Origin of the sequence: Arthrobacter sp. MMS18-M83 (genome assembly GCF_026683955.1) — a bacterium.
Classification (GTDB): domain Bacteria; phylum Actinomycetota; class Actinomycetes; order Actinomycetales; family Micrococcaceae; genus Arthrobacter.
On record NZ_CP113343.1, the window covers coordinates 3,888,196 to 3,905,921 of the forward strand.

The window sequence follows — 17,726 nt, forward strand, 5'->3', positions numbered from 1 at the left end:
CATGAAAGTTACTCCGATGGGGCGCTGCCGGGGAGGACTATCCGCCCCACGGGCAGGATCGGGCGCATGGCAAAGAAGACATTCCGCCGACGCTGACGGGTTGCCTACGCTCCCGATCCCCTTCCAAGTCAGGATTAACTTCTATAACGTCAAGGCCATGAACACGGTCCCGGAGGCTGGCGAACCCGTGGAACCGTTCCGTGTCGTCATCGGCTTCAACAATCAGGAACTCTCGACTTTGGTGTTCCGGCCATCCCCTTCACCAGCACCACTGATGCGGTGGATCATGTCGCCGCGAAGACCTGCTGCTTCGCCGTCACCTCAGATGAGGCGGGCGCCCCCACAACGTGCGCCCCGCACGGCTACGACGACCTGTTTGCGCGGAAGATAGTGCCGAACCCGGTGCTTGTTCCCCAAGATGTGTACGAGACGAAGACCAGACGGTGGAGGACGGAATGGCCCACGCTGACGGTGCTGCCATGGCCCACAGACGAAAAACCGCGTTAACCCACCCACGTACCCTCACTAGTAAGTATACTTACTAGTGAATGCCCGAGGCCGCCGGCCAGGGCACGCAAACAAACAAGGGAGACTCACATGTTGCTTTGGATAGCCATCGTTATCGCCGTTCTCTGGCTTCTCGGCTTTATCGGCAACATCGGCGGCGGGCTCATTCACCTGCTTCTGGTTATTGCCGTGGTCGTTTTGATTTTCCACTTCATCCGCGGCAGGTCACGCGTGTAGGGGTCTATGCCGGTTTCGATGACGGCGCCGTTGGCCGGCGAAGGACCGACCAACGGGCGAGGCTTGCGCCGGAGCTTTCCGCCCAGAAGCTTATGGGTTTGAATTGGTGTTCCTAGCCGTCCGGGTGGATTTCCCTCGCACTCACCCGCCCAGACTACGGCGTGAGGCCACCCACGTCGGGACCTAGCCTTCAACTGCCCCCGGCCTCTGCTTCTTCAAAGGGCGCCGGGGACTCTACCCTGCCTAGGAGCGACAGCCGACTTGCGATTCTGGCCAAGTCAACGGGCTGGGCACTTGTATGGGGGGAGCCTGTTCGGTGGGCCGGGTCCTGGGTGAGATCAGCGGCTAAGTCCCAATCCAGGGGGCCATGGCCTACGAGGAACAGGGTGATGTCCTGGTCGTACAGGACATCCACCAGGTTGCTGAACCTATGCCACGCGGGGGCGGAACCGGCGGCCGACTCCACCGTTGGCGAGGGGACGCCGTCGACCACCCAGGTCTTGTAGTCCATTGCCAAGGCCAGGTAGTCAGCCGTCGACGTCAGCCCGCCGCATAACTCGGAGAAACTGATCCAGAGCGTATCGTCTGCCGCTTTGGCGGTGAGCCGTTGCGCCGTGGGGGAGAGGACCCGTTCTTGTGACCTCGACGGCGGGAACAAACCGAAGGCGCCCAGCTGCGCCGTCGTCCCGGGTGTGATGATCCTGCCCCTGCTGAAGGCCTCCTGTCCGGGAATCACTTGAGCCAGTTTTTCCGCGTGAAGATGACGTACATGAGCAAGCCCGCCGCGCTCGCTTCGTTTTGCCGGTTCGCGGTCAGCGTGCCATCGAGGGTCAGGGCGTTCTGCAGCAGGTCGCGGAACCCATTGGCGCGGGAAATCACTTGTTCGACAGTCCGAACTCGGCAGCCACTGCCGCCATTTCCGTCTCGTCCGGCCGGTACAGTCCAAGCCACACCATTCCGCCGTGGGCGGCCAGTGTTTCGACACTCTGCTCGAGGCTTCCCGGAGTCGCGGTCCGGATGCCGTTGACGTAGACGGCGTTGTCAATGATGGTCACGAGGCTATTCTCCTCCCGTTATTGCCATGCCCCGATGATTGATCCGGCCACAGTCATGGCCACGATGTCATGGCCGGAATCGATGAGCGTCAGGGCGGACGGCCTACCCGCGAAACCGTTATGGATGACGTGGCCTCCGGCGCGGAAAACCATGGCAACTACCAACGCGAAGAAACCGCCGGACACGCTTCCGTGCACCCCCAACTTGCCGATGAGAACTGCCAGCAAGATGCTCGTCAGAGCTGCGGCAATCATCATGGGGATCCAGATCCGGGCGCCGCCGTCGATCTTCTTGAGGTCTTCCTCGGTCTTGCCGATGGCCTGCATCCATCGCCGGCCGAGGACTGCCGGCATGTACCAGACAAATCCAATGACCATGCTGGAAACGAAGGCCACCAGTATGGCCAGCCAGTTGAGTTGCGCTAGAGAAGAGAGCCAATTCATTCTGGAATCCTAGTCGGCTTCGCTGAGGGGCGATTCGGCCGCAGGCTGCCCTTTGCCCCGTTTCGCGGTGCTGGCCGTTTCGGCAGCGTCCACGAGCCTGCCGATGAGGGGTTCTGTCCGGTAGGGGATGTGGGTGTGCAGGGCGAGGACTGTTTCCGTTCGGATGACGCCCTTGATTCTGAGGATGGAGCGAAGCGCGGTTTGCAGGTTGTGCGTGTCGGTGGCCACCACCCTGCACAAGAGATCGCCCCTTCCGGAGATTTCATGCACCTCGAGTACCTGGGGGATGCGGCGCAAGGCTCCGATCACGCCGTCGAGTTCCCGGTGTGTCACCTCCAGGGTGACGAACCCGACGACGTCGTACCCCACCTTTTCGAGGTCGACTTCGCGGCCGCCGTCGTTCAGTACGCCTGAGCGAACCAGGCGGCGCATCCTCGATTGAGCGGTGTTGCGCGCAATCCCCAGGGACTCGCCGAGTTCGCCGATCTGAACCCTGGGATCACGGATCAACTCCAGGAGGATTTTCAGGTCCGTCGGGTCGAGGGTGCTCACGTCATCGCTCCAGATCATTCGTGGTCATCAGTGGTGATCACTTTTGACTGTTTTGATCAATTGTTGCATGCCTAGCTGCCCTATGTAGCAGGTCTGCGGAATCCTATTGCCATCAATGTTTGGGCCATGACCGTCCCGGCCCACGAGGCCAGGTTTCGGGATGGCCGCTGAGGCGAAGGCACGGAAATGACTGTCTTTAGCGAACTGCGCATGCGCCCGGCCACCGCCGAGCGCTGGGGCTGGGATGCTTCCATTACGGCACGGCTGGTCTTGGCCGGCGTCGTCATGTTCACACTGCTGGTCGGCGCCAACCTGGCGAGTCCGCTGTATTCGCTGCTTCAAGCGGAACTGGGGATAACCTCGCTGGGTGTGACCATTGCCTTTGCGAGCTACGTGCTGGCGCTCGTGGCTGTGCTGATGCTCGCTGGCCACTGGTCGGACCATATTGGCAGGCGCGCGGCCCTGGTGCTGGCTGTTCTCGTCGGCCTGGTGGGCGGACTGGTCTTCGCCAACGCGCACAACCTCTTCATGCTCTCAGCTGGACGCATGCTCCAGGGCGTCGCCGTCGGTCTTGCCACCGGGGCGAGCTCGGCAGCGCTGCGGGAATTACTCCCGTACCGGCCGGAATGGGCCTCGCGCTTCACCTTGCTTTCGTCTTCCGGCGGGGTGGCCGCCGGTCCTGCCATCGGCGGACTGCTTTCGCTGCTCCCGGGTGCAACCTCTACGCCGTTCATCATCCACGCCGCAGTGCTTCTCCTTTTGCTGGTGCCACTGTGGCTTCTCAAAGCGCGGCCTGCGATTCGGCCTGCCGAAGGTCCGCGGCCCTACACGGTCCTCGCCCCTCGCAGGCCCTCGGTGTCTAGGGAGGCAAGGGGAGCGTTTTGGCTCGCCTCGAGCGTGGGATTCCTGAGCTTTGCCGTGTTCGGATTCTGCCTTTCGCTCGCGCCCGGCTACTTCGCCGTCGTCGTGCACGCCGATTCGCGCCCTATGACCGGGCTGCTCGCCGGGCTGACGCTTGGTGCGTCCGCGCTAAGCCAACTGCTGACCGCCCGCGGCCGGTTCGCAGTGCCCACAGGACTGGCTGTCTTGGGGGTTTCCATTGTGCTTGTAGGTGCCGCGGGGTCTCTGTCCAGCCCGGTGCTGCTGGTGGCGGCGAGCTTGTCTGCCGGTGTTGGGCAGGGCATCGCGTTCCGGCTGGTGTTCAATGACGTTGCAGGAAAAGTGGAGGCATCGCGGCATGCCCAGATCATCAGCACGGTTTACGTCATCACCTACCTCGGCAGCGCTGTGCCCGTCATCGGGCTGGGCCTGGCGGCTTCGGTACTTGGACTGGATGTCGCGGCCAACTATTTCACCGTGGTGTGCGGATTGGCAGCCATGGCGCTCGCGTCCGTGTCCTTCCGCAGGGTGCTCCGGAAGGGCTGAGGGAAGGCTCATCGGGCGAGAACGACGGCGAAGCCGGCAACCGCTATTCGGGCAACGGTCCGTGGTTGCCCTGGATGTGCGCAAAGACCAAGGTGGTCTCGGTGTGGCCCACCACGGGGTCCGTAGCGAGGTTGTCCAGGACCCAGTCACGCAAGTCGTCGGTGTTGGCCACTGCGATGTGCAGCAGGTAGTCCACAGAGCCCGAAGTGTGGAACGTGGAGATCACTGCGGGGAGCGCCGGCACGCGGGCCGTGAAGCGGTCAATTTGGTCGCGGTCGTGGGCGCGCAGGCGCACGGCGATCAGGGCCTGGACCGAACGCCCGATAGCAGGCAGGCTGAGAACAGCTTCGAAGCCCTCGATGATGCCGCGCTCTGAGAGTGACCGCGTGCGCATGAGAGCGGTGGACGGGGCAATTCCAACCAGTTCGGCCAACTGCTTGTTGGAGATCCGGGCATCGTCAACCAAAGCCGCGAGGATGCGTTCGTCGATTGCGTCCAAGGGCTCGCTCATGCCGACGGGCCGAACGTTCTTCGGGCTGGTGCTCACGGATCCTCCTGAAAGTGCTGTCTGTTCATCATAGGTGCCAGTTTCCACTCAATCCATTCATTTGCACTGTCAATGTCCGAATTATTGCCAGATACTTACCGAATTCAACGGTGAATAATTCAAGGAGAGCAGTGACAGCCATCGACACACTTGCAGTCCACGCAGGCCGGGCCGGACTCACGGAACAGGGCGTACACGCCGTTCCGATCGACCTCTCAACGACTGCGCCCCTGCCATCTGTTCATGACGGTGGACTGGCCTACGAGCAGATGGCCACAGGAGGCGTCCACATCGAAGGTCAAAGCACCGTTTACCAGCGTCTCTGGAATCCTACGGTAGCGAGGTTCGAAGATGGCGTTGCGGCGCTCGAAGGCGCCTCGCAAGCGGTCGGTTTTGCCTCCGGCATGGCCGCCTTCACTGCCGTTTTGCTGGCAGCGCAATCGGAAGGCAAAACGCACGTAGTCGCGGTGCGGCCCCTGTACGGCGGCACGGACCACGTCCTGGCCAGCGGCCTCCTTGGCAACCAAGTCACCTTCGTGAAGGCCGACGGCGTGCGGGACGCCCTTCGCCCGGACACCGGCCTGGTGGTGGTGGAGACGCCAGCGAACCCGAGCTTGGACCTCGTGGACCTTGTCCGCTTGGTGGCCGACGCCGGGGACGTTCCGGTGCTCGTGGACAACACCTTCGCCACTCCGATTCTCCAGCAGCCGCTCAAGCATGGCGTCGCGATGGTGCTCCACAGTGCCACAAAGTTCCTGGGCGGCCATGGCGATGCCATGGGCGGAGTGGTGGCAACGAGTGCGGAATGGGCCACCCGGCTGCGCCGGGTCCGTGCGGTGACCGGAGGCATCCTGACTCCGTGGCCTGCCTACATGCTGCACCGGGGCCTTGCGACCCTACCCATCCGGGTCCGGGCCCAGCAGGACCATGCCCACAAGGTCGCAGCCGCGCTCGCCAGCCACGAACTCGTCGCCAAGGTGTACTACCCGGGGCTTCCGGAATGCGATCCCCTGCATTTGGTGGGTACTCAGATGAGCGGTCCGGGCTCGTTGATATCCTTCGACCTTGAATCCGCCGAGCACGCGGAGCGTATTCCAGGCGCGGTCCGGCTCATCACGCACGCGGTGTCACTGGGTGGAATCGACACGCTTGTCCAGCACCCCGCCGGACTGACCCACCGCCCCGTGGCCCCGGAGGCCAAGCCCCAAGCGCGCATGCTCAGGCTTTCGATCGGCTTGGAAGACCCATCCGATATCGTCGACGACCTAGTCCAGGCGATCGAGTCCACTCGGTAGCGTTCGCTATCGTCCCTGCCCAGCCGGTTTCACTGAGGAGACGACGACGGCGTCCTCCCGCGCCGGGGAGCGGTGCACGACGGCGGTGATCACCGCCGTCGTGCACCCCAGGGCGATGACTGCCCAGGCGAGTGCGCTCCACCCGAACGCCTGGAAGGCGAGCCCTCCGGCCCAGCCAATGATGCTGGAACCCAGGTAGTAAGAGAGGTTGTACAAGGAGGCAGCTTGCGCGCGTCCGCTCGTTGCGATGGTGCCGGTCCAACCCGCTCCGATGCTGTGGGCCGTGAAGAAACCGCCGGTGAAGACCACCAAACCCGCCAGGATCGCGGCGACGTTGTCCCAGAGGGTGAGTCCGAGGCCGGCCGTCATGGTCGCGATGCCGGCGAGCAGGACAGCGCGGCGGCCAAAGCGCATGGACAATCCAGCTCCCCAACGGGAGCTCACTGTTCCGGACAAATAGGCCAGGAAGATCAGGCTTACCACGGTGGCTGGCAGTCCGAACGGTTCCGCGTGCAGGCGGAATCCCAGGTAGTTGTAGACAGCCACGAATCCACCCATCAGGAGGAACGCCTGAACATAGAGGGCGAGCAGCCGTGGGTTGGAGGAGTGGCCTGCCAAGGTCTTCATTGCGCCGCGGAAACCTCCGGCCGAACTAGGGGTGAAGCGGCGCGGCTTCGGGACCAGCAGGAGGAACAGGGCGGCTGAGACCGTGGCAAGGACGGAGACCGCAAGGGCAGCGGCCCGCCATCCCCACAACTCGCCGATTGGCCCAGCGAGCAAACGGCCGGCAAGCCCGCCGAGGGTGGTGCCGGCTACGTAGCTTCCAGCAGCCAGCGCGGCGTGCACCTTGTTGACCTCTTCGTTGAGGTAGGCGATAGCGATGGCGGGAATGCCGCCCAACGCCATGCCCTCAAGTGCCCTCAGGCCCAGGACAAGGGGAAAGGTGGGGGCCATGGGGACGAGCAGGCCCAGGACAGTGGCCGCCGCGATTCCAATGGCCATGGCACGCACTCGGCCGATCCTGTCGGCTACGAATGACCACGGCAACACCGTCGCCGCGAGTCCTACCGTGGCCAGGGAAATGGTGAGTGCTGCCTCGGCTGCCGTGATGTGGAGCTCGTTCGCCATGAGTGGCAAGACCGCCTGGGTGGAGTAGAGCTGCGCGAACGTAGCGACGCCGGCCAGGGCCAGCCCGGCGAGGATCCTCCGGTACGCAGCGGAGCCCTTCAGGTGGCCTTCCCAAGGGGATTCAGTGATGCTCTTGAATGCTGCGCTTGTGCTCACCGTTTCACAGTACGGCGGCCCGAAGTGATGATTCCAATGCATGATTCATTTAGGATTGATAGCAGAACTGGATGATTTGCTCGGTTGGCGGCCTGAAAGTGGCACGTATGCACATTGAACACAAACAATTGGTCCAGCTGCTCCCCTTGTTGCCCCTGCTTGCCGAACTGGGCAGGACGGAACACATCACCGAGACGGCCGAACTGCTCGGAGTACCGCAATCGACGGTGAGCCGTGCGCTCGCCCGGGCTAGCTCCGTCGTCGGGACCGAACTGCTCATCCGCGAAGGTCGCGGCGTCCGGCTCACCCCCGCCGCAAAGACGCTGCTTCCGTATATCGAATCGGCGCTTGCGGAATTCCAGGCGGGGCTGGACGCGGTCCGCCACGAATCCGATGTTGTCCGCGGCCGAATCGCGGTGACCTTCCAGCACACTTTCGGCGAAGCAACGTTGCCGCTGCTCATGAGCGCGTTCCGGAGCCGGCACCCCTCCGCGGCATTCGAACTCAGCCAAGGAGCGCGCGCCGCTTGCCTCGAGTCGCTCATCGCGGGAGATGCCGATTTCGCCTTGACGGCGCCGGTGGCAGCCTCGGGAAGGAGTCTCGGCTCGGCGTCGCTCTACCGGGAGCCCTTGCGGCTGGTGGTCCATCACCGCCATCCGTTGGCCCAGCGGCCCAGTGCGCGGCTTGCCGAACTCAAGCATGAGCCCTTCGTTTCCATGGGTCCCGGTTTCGGCCTGCGCTCGCTGACCGACGCGATCTTCCGCGATGAGGGTTTTCGCCCGAGGGTTGCCTTCGAAAGCCAGGACTCCCACACGATCCGCGGGCTGGTGTCGGCTGGATTGGGCTACAGCATTCTGCCACCCGGAGGACTGGGACCGGGACCTCAAGGCGTTCTGGATTCCACGGATCTGGGCTGGGTGGAGGTATCGCTTGAGTCGGAGCTGGCGTACCGGGAGATTGGGATTGCGTGGCGCGAACGACGCAAGGAACCCGACCCCGTACGTCTTTTCCGTGAGTTGGTGCTTTCCGAAGGCCCCGGGCTGCTCGCGGGACTTGTGAAGGCGCGCTCCGGAAGCCAATAGGATCACCCAGTGCGCCCGCGCTACGCTTTTGGACGTGGAGACTGCAGATAGCGCGACCCCCGACCCGACGACGCATCGGTCCCGGCTACGGTCATCGGCCTGGACATTGGTGGCACGAAGACCCGCGGGGTGCGGTTCGAGGACGGCAAACCGGTCCGCGACGAAAGCACGGGCAGTTCCAACGTCCAGAACGTGACTCGGGAGGTAGCTGCCGCAAACCTCGCGGAGCTCTTCGCCATGATCGGGGGCGGCCATGTGGACCGCGTCCTTGCCGGCGCCGGCGGAATCGACACCGACGCCGATGCCCGCGCCCTCGCCGACTTGATTGAGCCACACGTTCCGGGCGCAGAGGTCACGGTGGTCCACGATTCCCGCCTGCTGCTCGCGGCAGGCAGGGCAAGCACTGGGGTGGCCGTCATTGCGGGGACTGGTTCCGCCGCCTGGGGAAAGAACGCCGACGGCGAAGAAGCCCGTGCCGGCGGCTGGGGCTTTCTCCTTGGCGATGAGGGCAGTGGTTATTGGCTTGGCCGTGAGGCGGTGCGGCACAGCCTTCGGCGGATGAACAAGGGGCTGGAGCCCGATGGCCTCACGGCGGCACTCCTGGAATCCTGCGGGGTGGACGACCCCAACAAGCTCATTGCCTTGTTCCATTCGGAGGACACGGATAGGCGGTACTGGGCCCAGCGGGCGGCTGCCGTGGTGGAGACCGCCCGCGAAGGGGTTGAGATCAGTCGCCTCCTGCTGGACCAGGCAGGACGGGATCTCGCGGAACTTGCGGCGCAGGCCGTTCGGCAACTTGGCCTCCCTGGACCGGTGATCCTCGGCGGCGGGCTCGGCATGAATGTAGAGCCCTTGCAGTCCGCCTTCCGGACAGGGTTGGCTGCGCACGGAATCACGGATGTTCGGGTTCTGGACCAGGAACCGGTGTTCGGCGTGCTGCACATCCTGGCGGAACAGGCCTAGTCCTACTCCCCGGCCCTGTTCCGGGTCCTCGGCTTGAGCTGGACTCCCGGCATGGGCGGTGCGGGAATTCGCCCGGCCTCTGCACCGGCGTCGGGCCCATGGCCATTGATCAGGCCGAACCGCGCTGCGCGGGCATCGTCGTCGCCCAGGAGCGCCTGGGCTTCCCAGTCCTCGCGCGCCTGCTCTACTTCCTCATGCGTCCGGCCCACGAAGTTCCACCACATGAGGATGTCTTCTTCGAAGGGTTCGCCACCCAGGAGCATGAAGCGGGTTCCCGGGGTTGCCTCGAGGCGGAGCGATTCCCGGCCGGTCCCGAGGAAGGCCAGTGGGCCGGGGTCAACTGTTTGGCCTTCGATCACCGCGGAGCCGTCCAAAACCAGGATCGCGTGTTCGAAGACCGGGTTCAGAGGCAGTTCGACGGCGCCCGAGGCCGAGATTTCCGCGCCGACAATCGGGCTGTACATGATGGCGGGGGAGCGCCGCCCGGCGAATTCGCCGACGAGCACGGTGGCCCTGAAACCGTCCGTCGCGACCACCGGCAGGTCGACGATCTGCTGGAACGACGGCGCCCGGTGCCTTACTGCGTCCGGCAAGGCAACCCACAACTGCAGGCCGCGGGACAGCGGCAGGGGCGCGCCGCCGTCGGGCGCGTTCGGGTGAAGTCCTGCCGGCAGGACGGCGAACTCGGAATGCGAAATGCCGCGGCCGGCGGTCATGATGTTCAACTGCCCGGGACGGACTACGACGTCGCTTCCAACACTGTCGCGGTGCCGCACCTCACCCAGGAGCGGCCACGTGACGGTTTGCAAGCCCGTGTGCGGGTGGGGGAGGACGCTCATCGCCACGCGATCCGGGCCGAAGCTATCAAGGAAGCACCACGCGCCCACGGTCGGGAGGCCACGCTGGGGAAGCGTGCGGGAGACCGTCATATTTCGGACGCCGCCCAAGGGAACGTTGCGGGATGGCCAAAGCTGCACACAAGGTCCCTGGCCGGGGTGACCGGCAGGGCAGACTTCCTGGGCCGGGGCCGTTTCCAAGTTGGTCACGATACAACTCCATGTGCTGAAATGTTACTAAATGTACTATTCTGTTTCGCGTGAACAATGCCGTTTTGAGCTACCACGACGCCGTCCTTTTCCGTTCCGGGGAACGCTACCGCATCCTTGCCGGAGCCATCCATTACTTCCGTGTACACCCGGACCACTGGCAGGACCGGTTGCGCAAGCTCAAAGCCATGGGTGCCAACACCGTGGACACCTATGTGGCCTGGAACTTCCACCAGCCTAGTCCCGATATTGCACCGGATTTCAGTGGGTGGCGGGACCTCGGCCGGTTCATTGATCTCGCTGCTGAAGAAGGGCTTGATGTCATTGTCCGCCCGGGCCCCTACATTTGCGCCGAGTGGGACAATGGCGGCTTCCCTGCGTGGCTCACGGGCACCCCGGGAATCGGTTTGCGTTGCCTCGACCCTCTGTTCACGGACCCTATTGAGCAATGGTTCGACCACTTGCTTCCCATCATCGCCAGCCGCCAGGCATCTGTCGGAGGGCCGGTGGTGGCCGTGCAGATCGAGAACGAATACGGCAGCTACGGCGACGATCACCACTACATCCGTTGGAATCGCCGCGCACTTGAAGAGCGCGGAATCACTGAAATGCTGTTCACTGCCGACGGCGGCACGGACTACTACCTCGACGGCGGCGCCATTGACGGGACGTGGGCGACGGCGACCCTAGGCAGCCGCGGCGACGAAGCGGTGGCCACGTGGGCACGACGCCGGCCAGGCGAGCCGTTCTTCAACGTGGAGTTCTGGGGCGGCTGGTTCGACCACTGGGGCGAACACCATCACGTCCGGGATGCCGCGGAAGCCGCCGCGGAGGTCCGGAAAATGCTCGACCTGGACGGCTCAGTTTGCATTTACATGGCCCACGGAGGCACCAATTTTGGGCTCCGTTCCGGCAGCAACCACAATGGCTCCCGCATCCAACCCACGGTCACGAGCTACGATTCGGACGCTCCCATCGCGGAGAACGGAGCCCTCACCCCTAAGTTCCATGCGCTCCGGCGGGAGTTCCTCCGGGCGCAAGGGATCGAGGAACTCACTGAGCTTCCGCAGGAGCTGCTCGCCGAGCCGGCGGTCCTCCCTGCGCAGACTTTGCCGCTGGCGCCCGGCCCGGAACTTCTGGCGCTTGCCAGGGCAGCGGGCGCCCCTGTGCCGAATGTCCGGCCGCTGAGCTTTGAACAATTGGGGCTCGACGCCGGCATGGTGCTGTATTCGGCAGACGCGGTGCTTCCAGGAAAACCCGGGACCCCGACGGAATCGGCACTTCGAATCACCGGATTGAACGATCGTGCCTACATCTGGGTGGATGGCGCCTTCGTCGGAATCCTCGACGACGTCACTGCGGCGGAAGGCTTGAAGGTCACCGGCAAAGGGGCTCCCGTCAAGCTGGAGATCCTCGTGGAGAACCTCGGGCGGATCAACTACGGACCCCTCACCGGGCACGGCAAAGGAATCCTCGGCGGCGTCCTGGTCAACCAGCGATACACCTTTAATTGGACGCAGACGCCTGTGCGGCTCGCAGAGTGGGGCCCTGCGGAGATAAAGCAGCTTGCCGGGGCAGAGTTCGTGGCTGAGCAAGCGGCGGACAGCTACCTTGCCCTGCCGGACTCCGGCAAGGGCTTTGTCTGGATCAACGGGTTCCTCCTTGGCAGGTACTGGGGCATAGGGCCCCAGCAGACGCTGTACGTTCCGGCGCCGCTCATCCGTGCAGGCAGCAACATCATCAAAGTGCTTGAACTTGAAAAGACCGGCACCGTGGTGGAACTTCGTGAAAGCGCCGATCTTGGCGCAACCGACAACTCGGAGATCGCGGCGGCGTTGTTGCCCGCTTAGGCTGGGCTCCATGAGCATCCACTTCGACACCCGCCCGGCCGCATATGGAGTTGTCATCCGCGACGGAGCGATCCTTCTCGCCTATTGGAAGCAAGACGGCAAAGAAGGCTGGACCCTTCCCGGCGGAGGCCTGGACCTGGGGGAGCATCCTGTGGATGGTTGCCGCCGCGAGATCCAGGAGGAAACCGGGTACGACGCCGAGATCGGAGCGATGCTGGGCATCGACGTCGGCCACTGGCCGGGCGAGGAGCGCCTGGACGGATCGGACCGTGATTTCCAAGCGATCCGCTTGGTCTACGAGGCCAACATCACCGGTGGCGAACTGACCCACGAGATAGACGGCAGCACCACCCGTGCTGCATGGGTTCCGTTGGACAAAGTGCCCGGACTAAACCGTGTTTCCCTGGTGGATATCGGCCTCCGTTTGCACAGTGAACGGCCCCTCAACGGAAAACTCCCGACGTCCTGAGCATTGCCGATTCATTACGGTCTTCGCGCCTGCGCTGACATCGTCGGTGGTGCTGGTTAGGCTGTAGAAACATCACGTCACTGTTGATTCATTTCCATCGTTGATATTGCAGCCCAACAGTTAGGTAAGCCCGGGAATGGCTGAAGCCATGATTGAGTTCCAGAGCGTCACCAAGCAGTATCAGGGCGGGCAACCCGCTGTTGACGGATTGAGCATGTCCATCGACAAAGGTGCCATCACAGTGTTCGTCGGGCCTTCGGGCTGCGGGAAGACCACCTCCCTCCGGATGATCAACCGCATGGTGGAGCCCACGTCGGGCACCATCACCGTGGCCGGCAAGGATGTTTCGAACGAACCGGCCGCCCAATTGCGCCGCTCCATGGGCTACGTCATGCAGTCCTCGGGGCTCATGCCCCACCGTTCCGTGCTGGACAATATCGCCACTGTTCCAAGGCTCAATGGTGTTTCCAAAGCGGCGGCCCGCAAACGCGCGGAGGAATTGCTCGACGTCGTCGGGCTGGCCTCCGTACTCGGCAAGCGGTACCCGTCCCAACTGTCCGGCGGCCAGCAGCAGCGCGTCGGGGTGGCGCGCGCGCTCGCGGCGGACCCGCCGGTCTTGCTGATGGATGAGCCGTTCAGCGCGGTGGACCCCGTAGTTCGTGACGAACTCCAACAGGAACTCCTCCGGCTTCAGCGCGAACTGGCCAAGACCATCGTCTTCGTCACCCACGACATTGACGAGGCCACCGTCCTGGGCGACAAGGTGGCCGTCTTCGCCGTCGGGGGCAAACTGGCGCAATATGCGGCGCCGGAAGAGATCCTCCGCGCTCCCGCCAACGATTTCGTGGCCTCCTTTGTTGGCCGCGACAGGGGCTTCCGGCACCTTGCCTTCAATGGCGCCGATGCGGTGCCGGTGCATCCAGTCAAGACCGTGGAAGCGCCGCAGCTTGCCGCGGGCAGCAGCGAATGGGCATTGGTGCTCGACGGCGACGCCCGGCCCATGGGATGGGCCTCGCCACGTGACGGTGCCGGGCTGATACCCGGAGGATCCTTGTTCCGGCGCGGCGACACGCTCCGCCGGGCGCTGGATGCCGCCTTGTCCTCGCCGTCGGGCTTGGGCGTGGTAGTCGACGACGACGGCAGGCTCACCGGTGTCCTCAAAGCCGAGGAAGTCCTGGCGCTGATCGAAGAAACCCGGCACAACCGGGAGGACGCCCCCTGATGGAATGGTTCCTGGCGAACAGCGGGATGGTCTTCGAGCGGGCCGGCGAGCACCTTATCCTGGCTTTGATCCCCATGGTGCTCGGCCTGCTCATTGCCGTGCCACTGGGCCAGTTGGCTCGGAGGAACCGAACGCTCAGGACTGTGGTCACCACCGGAAGTTCCCTGCTATACACCATTCCTTCCCTGGCGCTTTTCATCATTCTGCCGCCGATCCTGAACACCCGGATCCTTGATCCGCTCAACGTGGTGGTTGCCCTCACCATCTATGCCGTTGCGTTGTTGGTAAGGGCTGCCATGGACGCCTTCGATTCGGTGGACGACGACCTCCGGATGGCGGCAGTTTCCATGGGTTTCAAGCCGACCGCACGGTTCCTGCAGATCGACCTGCCCCTTTCCTTGCCGGTGCTCTTCGCGGGCTTGCGCGTGGTCTCCGTCAGCAATATCTCCCTGGTCAGCGTGGCCGCGCTCCTGGGGGTCGGAAATCTGGGAATGTTGTTCACCGACGGCCTTCAGCGCACGTTCGTCACTGAGGTAGTGGTCGGCATCATCGCCATTCTCCTGCTTGCCCTCATCATGGACACGTTCCTGGTCCTCCTGGAGAAGGCACTGACCCCCTGGACACGGGCCAGTGCCGTAACCACCAAGCAAGAAACCAAGGCAGGGCTGGCCATCGCGGAAACCCGGATCCACGCGGAGGCGGCCCGATGAGCAACTTCCTGGACACGGTCGCGTGGCTCACGGATCCGGATCATTGGTCAGGAAGCGGCGGAATCGCCACCAGGCTCCTTGAACACCTGCAGTATTCGGCCCTGGTCCTGGCGATTGCCGCGGCCATCGCCGTACCGGTGGGCCTCTTCATCGGCCACACCGGACATGGACGCGTCGTCGCCGTGGCATTCGCCGGTGCCTTGCGGGCCCTCCCCACCCTCGGCTTGCTCGTCCTGTTTGCTTTGTTGGCCGGAAGCGGTCTCATGCCGCCCGTGTGGGCGTTGGTCATCCTGACTGTGCCACCCCTTTTGGCGGGGACATACGCCGGGATTTCGAGCGTCGATCCGAATGTCGTTGACGGGGCCAGGGCCATGGGCATGACCGAACTCCAGATATTGTTCCGCGTGGAGCTGCCCAACGGCCTGCAAGTCATGTTTGGGGGCATCCGCACTGCGGTCCTGCAGGTCATCGCGACGGTTTCCGTCGTGGCCTACCTTCCTTTGGGCGGCCTGGGGCGTTATCTTTTTGACGGATTGGTCCTCCAGGACTTTCCCCGCATGCTGGGCGGGTCACTGCTCATCGCGGCGTTGGCAATCGCCGTCGACCTCATTCTGGCGCTGGCGCAGAGGATTCTGCTTCCGCCCGGACTTTCCATCGATTCCAACGGCGGCCACAAGGCCACCGGAGATCTCGCAGCCGCTGCACCAGCAGGAGCTGCCGTTCAAGGAGGTACCGCATGAAGCACCCCGTCACCCTGACCCGCCGCGGGCTCGGAGGCCTAGCGGCCGGAGTCGGCGTTGCACTTGCCCTGAGCGCATGTGGCGGCAGCCCGCTGTCCACGCCATCCACTAATGCTCCCTCCGGGGCCGGGGGATCGCTGACCGTGGGTTCGGCCGATTTCCCGGAGAGCCAAGTCATTGCCGAAATCTACGCCGGAGCACTGAACGCCGCGGGCGTCACGGCCACTACCAAACCCAATATTGGATCGCGCGAGATCTACTTCAAGGCCGTCCAGGACGGTTCGATCGATCTCGCCCCGGATTACTCAGGCAACCTGCTGTCCTACTTGGACAAGAACGCTACCCAGGTCTCGGCAGATGACGTCTTCAAGGCGTTGCCCGGAAAGCTTCCGCAGGGATTGGGAGTGCTGGACGCTGCCAAGGCCGAGGACAAGGACGCCATGGTTGTCACCAAGGCCACGGCGGAGAAGTACCAGCTCAAATCCATCGATGACCTCGCCAAGGTCTGCAAGGATCTCACGATGGCGGCGCCGGCAACTTTTGAGACCCGTGCCTACGGCTTCCCGGGTCTTAAAGCCAACTACAACTGCGTGCTCAAGGCCCTGAAGCCGTTCAGCGATGGCGGCGGCAACCTGACGTTGCAGGCTCTGCTGTCCAACGACGTTCAGGTTGCGGACATCTACACCACCACTCCGTCCATCCAGGACAACGCGCTGGTGGTGTTGGATGATCCCAAGAACAACTTCAAGGCCCAGCAGGTCCTCCCGCTGTACAACAAGGCCAAGATGACAGACAAGGCGAAGGACGCCCTCAACGCCGTGTCCAAGATCCTGAGCACGGACGACCTCATCAGCCTCAACCGCGCAGTCAGCGGCAACCAGAAGCAGAACCCCAAGGACGCCGCAGCCGCATGGCTCAAGGACAAGGGGATCGTGAAGTAACCTTCACGAGAAATGCTCGACGGCGGCGAGGAACCCAGGGGGCCTCGCCGCCGTCGTCGTTAATGTGAGTGATGTCTCAACTGAAGTACATCCCTGGTATGGCATATTTGATGAATGGCAGAATTCAAGCAGTCCACCAAGCTTCATAATGTCCTTTACGACATCCGTGGACCGATTCTTCAGGCCGCCCAGCAGATGGAGGCTGAGGGTCACCGCATCCTCAAACTGAATATCGGAAACCCGGCACCGTTCGGATTTGAAGCGCCGGACGCGATTTTGGTGGATATGATCCGCCATCTGCCCCATGCCCAGGGATACAGCGATTCGCGCGGTATTTTCTCAGCCCGCACCGCCGTCTCGCAGTACTACCAGACCCGCGGCATCCAAAACATCCACGTTGACGACATCTACCTTGGCAACGGCGTCAGCGAGCTCATCACCATGTCGCTCATGGCTTTGCTGGAAGTGGGAGACGAGATCCTCATCCCCACTCCCGACTACCCGCTCTGGACTGCCTCGGTGGCATTGGCCGGCGGCCGCCCTGTCCACTATCTGTGCGACGAAGAGTCGGGCTGGCAGCCCGACCTTGAGGACATGGAATCCAAGATCACGCCTCAAACCAAGGGCATCGTGGTCATCAACCCGAACAACCCCACGGGGGCGGTGTACCCGGAGGAGACCCTCAAGAAGATCGTGGCCCTGGCTGAAAAGCATGGCCTGGTGGTGTTCGCGGATGAGATCTACGAGAAAATCCTCTACGAAGACGCTGTCCACGTGAATCTTGCCGGGCTCACCGGCGACGACGTACTGTGCCTGACGTTCAGCGGACTGTCCAAGGCATACCGGGTGTGTGGCTACCGTGCTGGCTGGATGGCCATCTCTGGTCCCAAGAAGGATGCCGCCGACTACCTCGAAGGCATCAACCTGCTGGCCAACATGCGTTTGTGCGCCAACGTGCCGGCACAGCATGCCATCCAGACCGCCTTGGGCGGCCACCAGAGCATCAATGACTTGATCCTGCCCGGCGGTAGGCTCCTCGAGCAGCGGAACAAAGCCTACGATCTGCTCAACGCGATCCCAGGAGTCAGCACACAGCAGGCCAGGGGTGCCCTTTACCTGTTCCCGAAGCTTGACCCCGAGGTCTATCACATCCGCGACGACGAGAAATTCGTCCTTGACCTGCTCAAGGAACAAAAGATACTCGTCTCACACGGCCGGGCCTTCAACTGGGTGCGTCCGGACCATTTCCGCATGGTGACCCTGCCAAACGTCAAGGACATTGAAGAAGCGATTGGGCGCATGGCGGACTTCCTCGGGCGGTACGAAGGCAACTAGCCTGTTGTGCAAGCCGCGACGA

Annotated in this window: 20 protein-coding genes and 1 pseudogene; 13 read left to right on the forward strand and 8 right to left on the reverse strand. The window is 63.4% G+C overall.

Translation table 11 applies throughout. The annotated features are described in order from the left end of the window. Positions 1-279: 279 nt before the first annotated feature. A complete protein-coding gene (locus OW521_RS24450) occupies positions 280-507 on the forward strand; it encodes a nucleotidyltransferase family protein (protein ID WP_442781174.1) in 228 nt (75 codons plus the stop codon). 90 nt (positions 508-597) lie between these two features. Next, positions 598-744, forward strand: coding sequence for a lmo0937 family membrane protein (locus tag OW521_RS18405; protein ID WP_268021018.1), 147 nt, complete (start codon positions 598-600; stop codon positions 742-744). 190 nt (positions 745-934) lie between these two features. Here the strand turns inward: OW521_RS18405 and zapE are convergent, their stop codons facing one another. The 5 genes and pseudogenes from zapE to OW521_RS18430 form a co-directional block, all read right to left on the reverse strand. Next, a complete protein-coding gene (gene zapE, locus OW521_RS18410) occupies positions 935-1,480 on the reverse strand; it encodes an AFG1/ZapE family ATPase (RefSeq protein WP_268021019.1) in 546 nt (181 codons plus the stop codon). After that, entirely contained in the window at positions 1,477-1,623 is a 147-nt protein-coding gene (locus OW521_RS18415) for a hypothetical protein (protein ID WP_268021020.1), read from the reverse strand. Before OW521_RS18415 ends, zapE begins: the two co-directional genes overlap by 4 nt. Before the next feature lie 8 nt (positions 1,624-1,631). Next, a pseudogene (locus tag OW521_RS18420) lies at positions 1,632-1,799 on the reverse strand (transporter); the annotation flags it as partial. Positions 1,800-1,817: 18 nt separating this feature from the next. After that, positions 1,818-2,243, reverse strand: a complete 426-nt coding sequence (locus OW521_RS18425; protein ID WP_268021022.1) for a DUF1761 domain-containing protein — start codon at positions 2,241-2,243, stop codon at positions 1,818-1,820. A 9-nt stretch (positions 2,244-2,252) separates the two neighbouring features. Beyond that, positions 2,253-2,813, reverse strand: a complete 561-nt coding sequence (locus OW521_RS18430; protein ID WP_268021023.1) for an Lrp/AsnC family transcriptional regulator — start codon at positions 2,811-2,813, stop codon at positions 2,253-2,255. A 168-nt stretch (positions 2,814-2,981) separates the two neighbouring features. Between OW521_RS18430 and OW521_RS18435 the strand changes: the two genes are divergently transcribed. After that, on the forward strand, positions 2,982-4,220 hold the full coding sequence (locus OW521_RS18435; protein ID WP_268021024.1) for an MFS transporter: 1,239 nt from the start codon (positions 2,982-2,984) through the stop codon (positions 4,218-4,220). Between the two features lie 43 nt (positions 4,221-4,263). On the opposite strand, the gene OW521_RS18440 is transcribed toward OW521_RS18435, so the two are convergent. Continuing rightward, positions 4,264-4,767, reverse strand: coding sequence for an Lrp/AsnC family transcriptional regulator (locus tag OW521_RS18440; RefSeq protein ID WP_442781175.1), 504 nt, complete (start codon positions 4,765-4,767; stop codon positions 4,264-4,266). Positions 4,768-4,898: 131 nt separating this feature from the next. On the opposite strand from OW521_RS18440, the gene OW521_RS18445 reads away from it, so the two are divergent. Continuing rightward, positions 4,899-6,062 carry a trans-sulfuration enzyme family protein gene (locus OW521_RS18445; RefSeq protein WP_268021025.1) on the forward strand — a complete coding sequence of 388 codons (1,164 nt, stop codon included), beginning with the start codon at positions 4,899-4,901 and terminating at the stop codon, positions 6,060-6,062. A 6-nt stretch (positions 6,063-6,068) separates the two neighbouring features. On the opposite strand, the gene OW521_RS18450 is transcribed toward OW521_RS18445, so the two are convergent. Then, a complete protein-coding gene (locus tag OW521_RS18450) occupies positions 6,069-7,388 on the reverse strand; it encodes an MFS transporter (protein ID WP_442781176.1) in 1,320 nt (439 codons plus the stop codon). A gap of 65 nt (positions 7,389-7,453) precedes the next feature. On the opposite strand from OW521_RS18450, the gene OW521_RS18455 reads away from it, so the two are divergent. Then, positions 7,454-8,428 (forward strand): LysR substrate-binding domain-containing protein, encoded by a 975-nt coding sequence (locus tag OW521_RS18455; RefSeq protein WP_268021027.1) that lies wholly within the window; start codon positions 7,454-7,456, stop codon positions 8,426-8,428. A 93-nt stretch (positions 8,429-8,521) separates the two neighbouring features. Then, positions 8,522-9,391, forward strand: coding sequence for an N-acetylglucosamine kinase (locus OW521_RS18460; protein WP_268025960.1), 870 nt, complete (start codon positions 8,522-8,524; stop codon positions 9,389-9,391). 2 nt (positions 9,392-9,393) lie between these two features. Here OW521_RS18460 and OW521_RS18465 read toward each other — a convergent pair whose 3' ends face one another. Beyond that, complete coding sequence (locus tag OW521_RS18465; RefSeq protein WP_268021028.1) at positions 9,394-10,437, reverse strand: pirin family protein; 1,044 nt, start codon at positions 10,435-10,437, stop codon at positions 9,394-9,396. Between the two features lie 50 nt (positions 10,438-10,487). Here OW521_RS18465 and OW521_RS18470 point away from each other — a divergent pair, with 50 nt between their 5' ends. The 7 genes from OW521_RS18470 to OW521_RS18500 all read left to right on the forward strand — a co-directional run bounded on the left by OW521_RS18470 (position 10,488) and on the right by OW521_RS18500 (position 17,704). Next, entirely contained in the window at positions 10,488-12,287 is a 1,800-nt protein-coding gene (locus tag OW521_RS18470; RefSeq protein ID WP_268021029.1) for a glycoside hydrolase family 35 protein, read from the forward strand. 10 nt (positions 12,288-12,297) lie between these two features. Then, positions 12,298-12,756 carry an NUDIX hydrolase gene (locus OW521_RS18475; protein ID WP_268021030.1) on the forward strand — a complete coding sequence of 153 codons (459 nt, stop codon included), beginning with the start codon at positions 12,298-12,300 and terminating at the stop codon, positions 12,754-12,756. A gap of 136 nt (positions 12,757-12,892) precedes the next feature. Then, positions 12,893-13,978, forward strand: a complete 1,086-nt coding sequence (locus OW521_RS18480; RefSeq protein WP_326493974.1) for an ABC transporter ATP-binding protein — start codon at positions 12,893-12,895, stop codon at positions 13,976-13,978. After that, complete coding sequence (locus OW521_RS18485; protein WP_268021032.1) at positions 13,978-14,688, forward strand: ABC transporter permease; 711 nt, start codon at positions 13,978-13,980, stop codon at positions 14,686-14,688. Before OW521_RS18480 ends, OW521_RS18485 begins: the two co-directional genes overlap by 1 nt. Next, a complete protein-coding gene (locus OW521_RS18490) occupies positions 14,685-15,428 on the forward strand; it encodes an ABC transporter permease (RefSeq protein WP_268021033.1) in 744 nt (247 codons plus the stop codon). Before OW521_RS18485 ends, OW521_RS18490 begins: the two co-directional genes overlap by 4 nt. After that, positions 15,425-16,369 carry an ABC transporter substrate-binding protein gene (locus tag OW521_RS18495; protein WP_268021034.1) on the forward strand — a complete coding sequence of 315 codons (945 nt, stop codon included), beginning with the start codon at positions 15,425-15,427 and terminating at the stop codon, positions 16,367-16,369. The genes OW521_RS18490 and OW521_RS18495 overlap by 4 nt, the downstream gene beginning before the upstream one ends. Positions 16,370-16,483: 114 nt before the next feature. Next, a complete protein-coding gene (locus OW521_RS18500; protein ID WP_268021035.1) occupies positions 16,484-17,704 on the forward strand; it encodes a pyridoxal phosphate-dependent aminotransferase in 1,221 nt (406 codons plus the stop codon). Positions 17,705-17,726 lie beyond the last annotated feature (22 nt).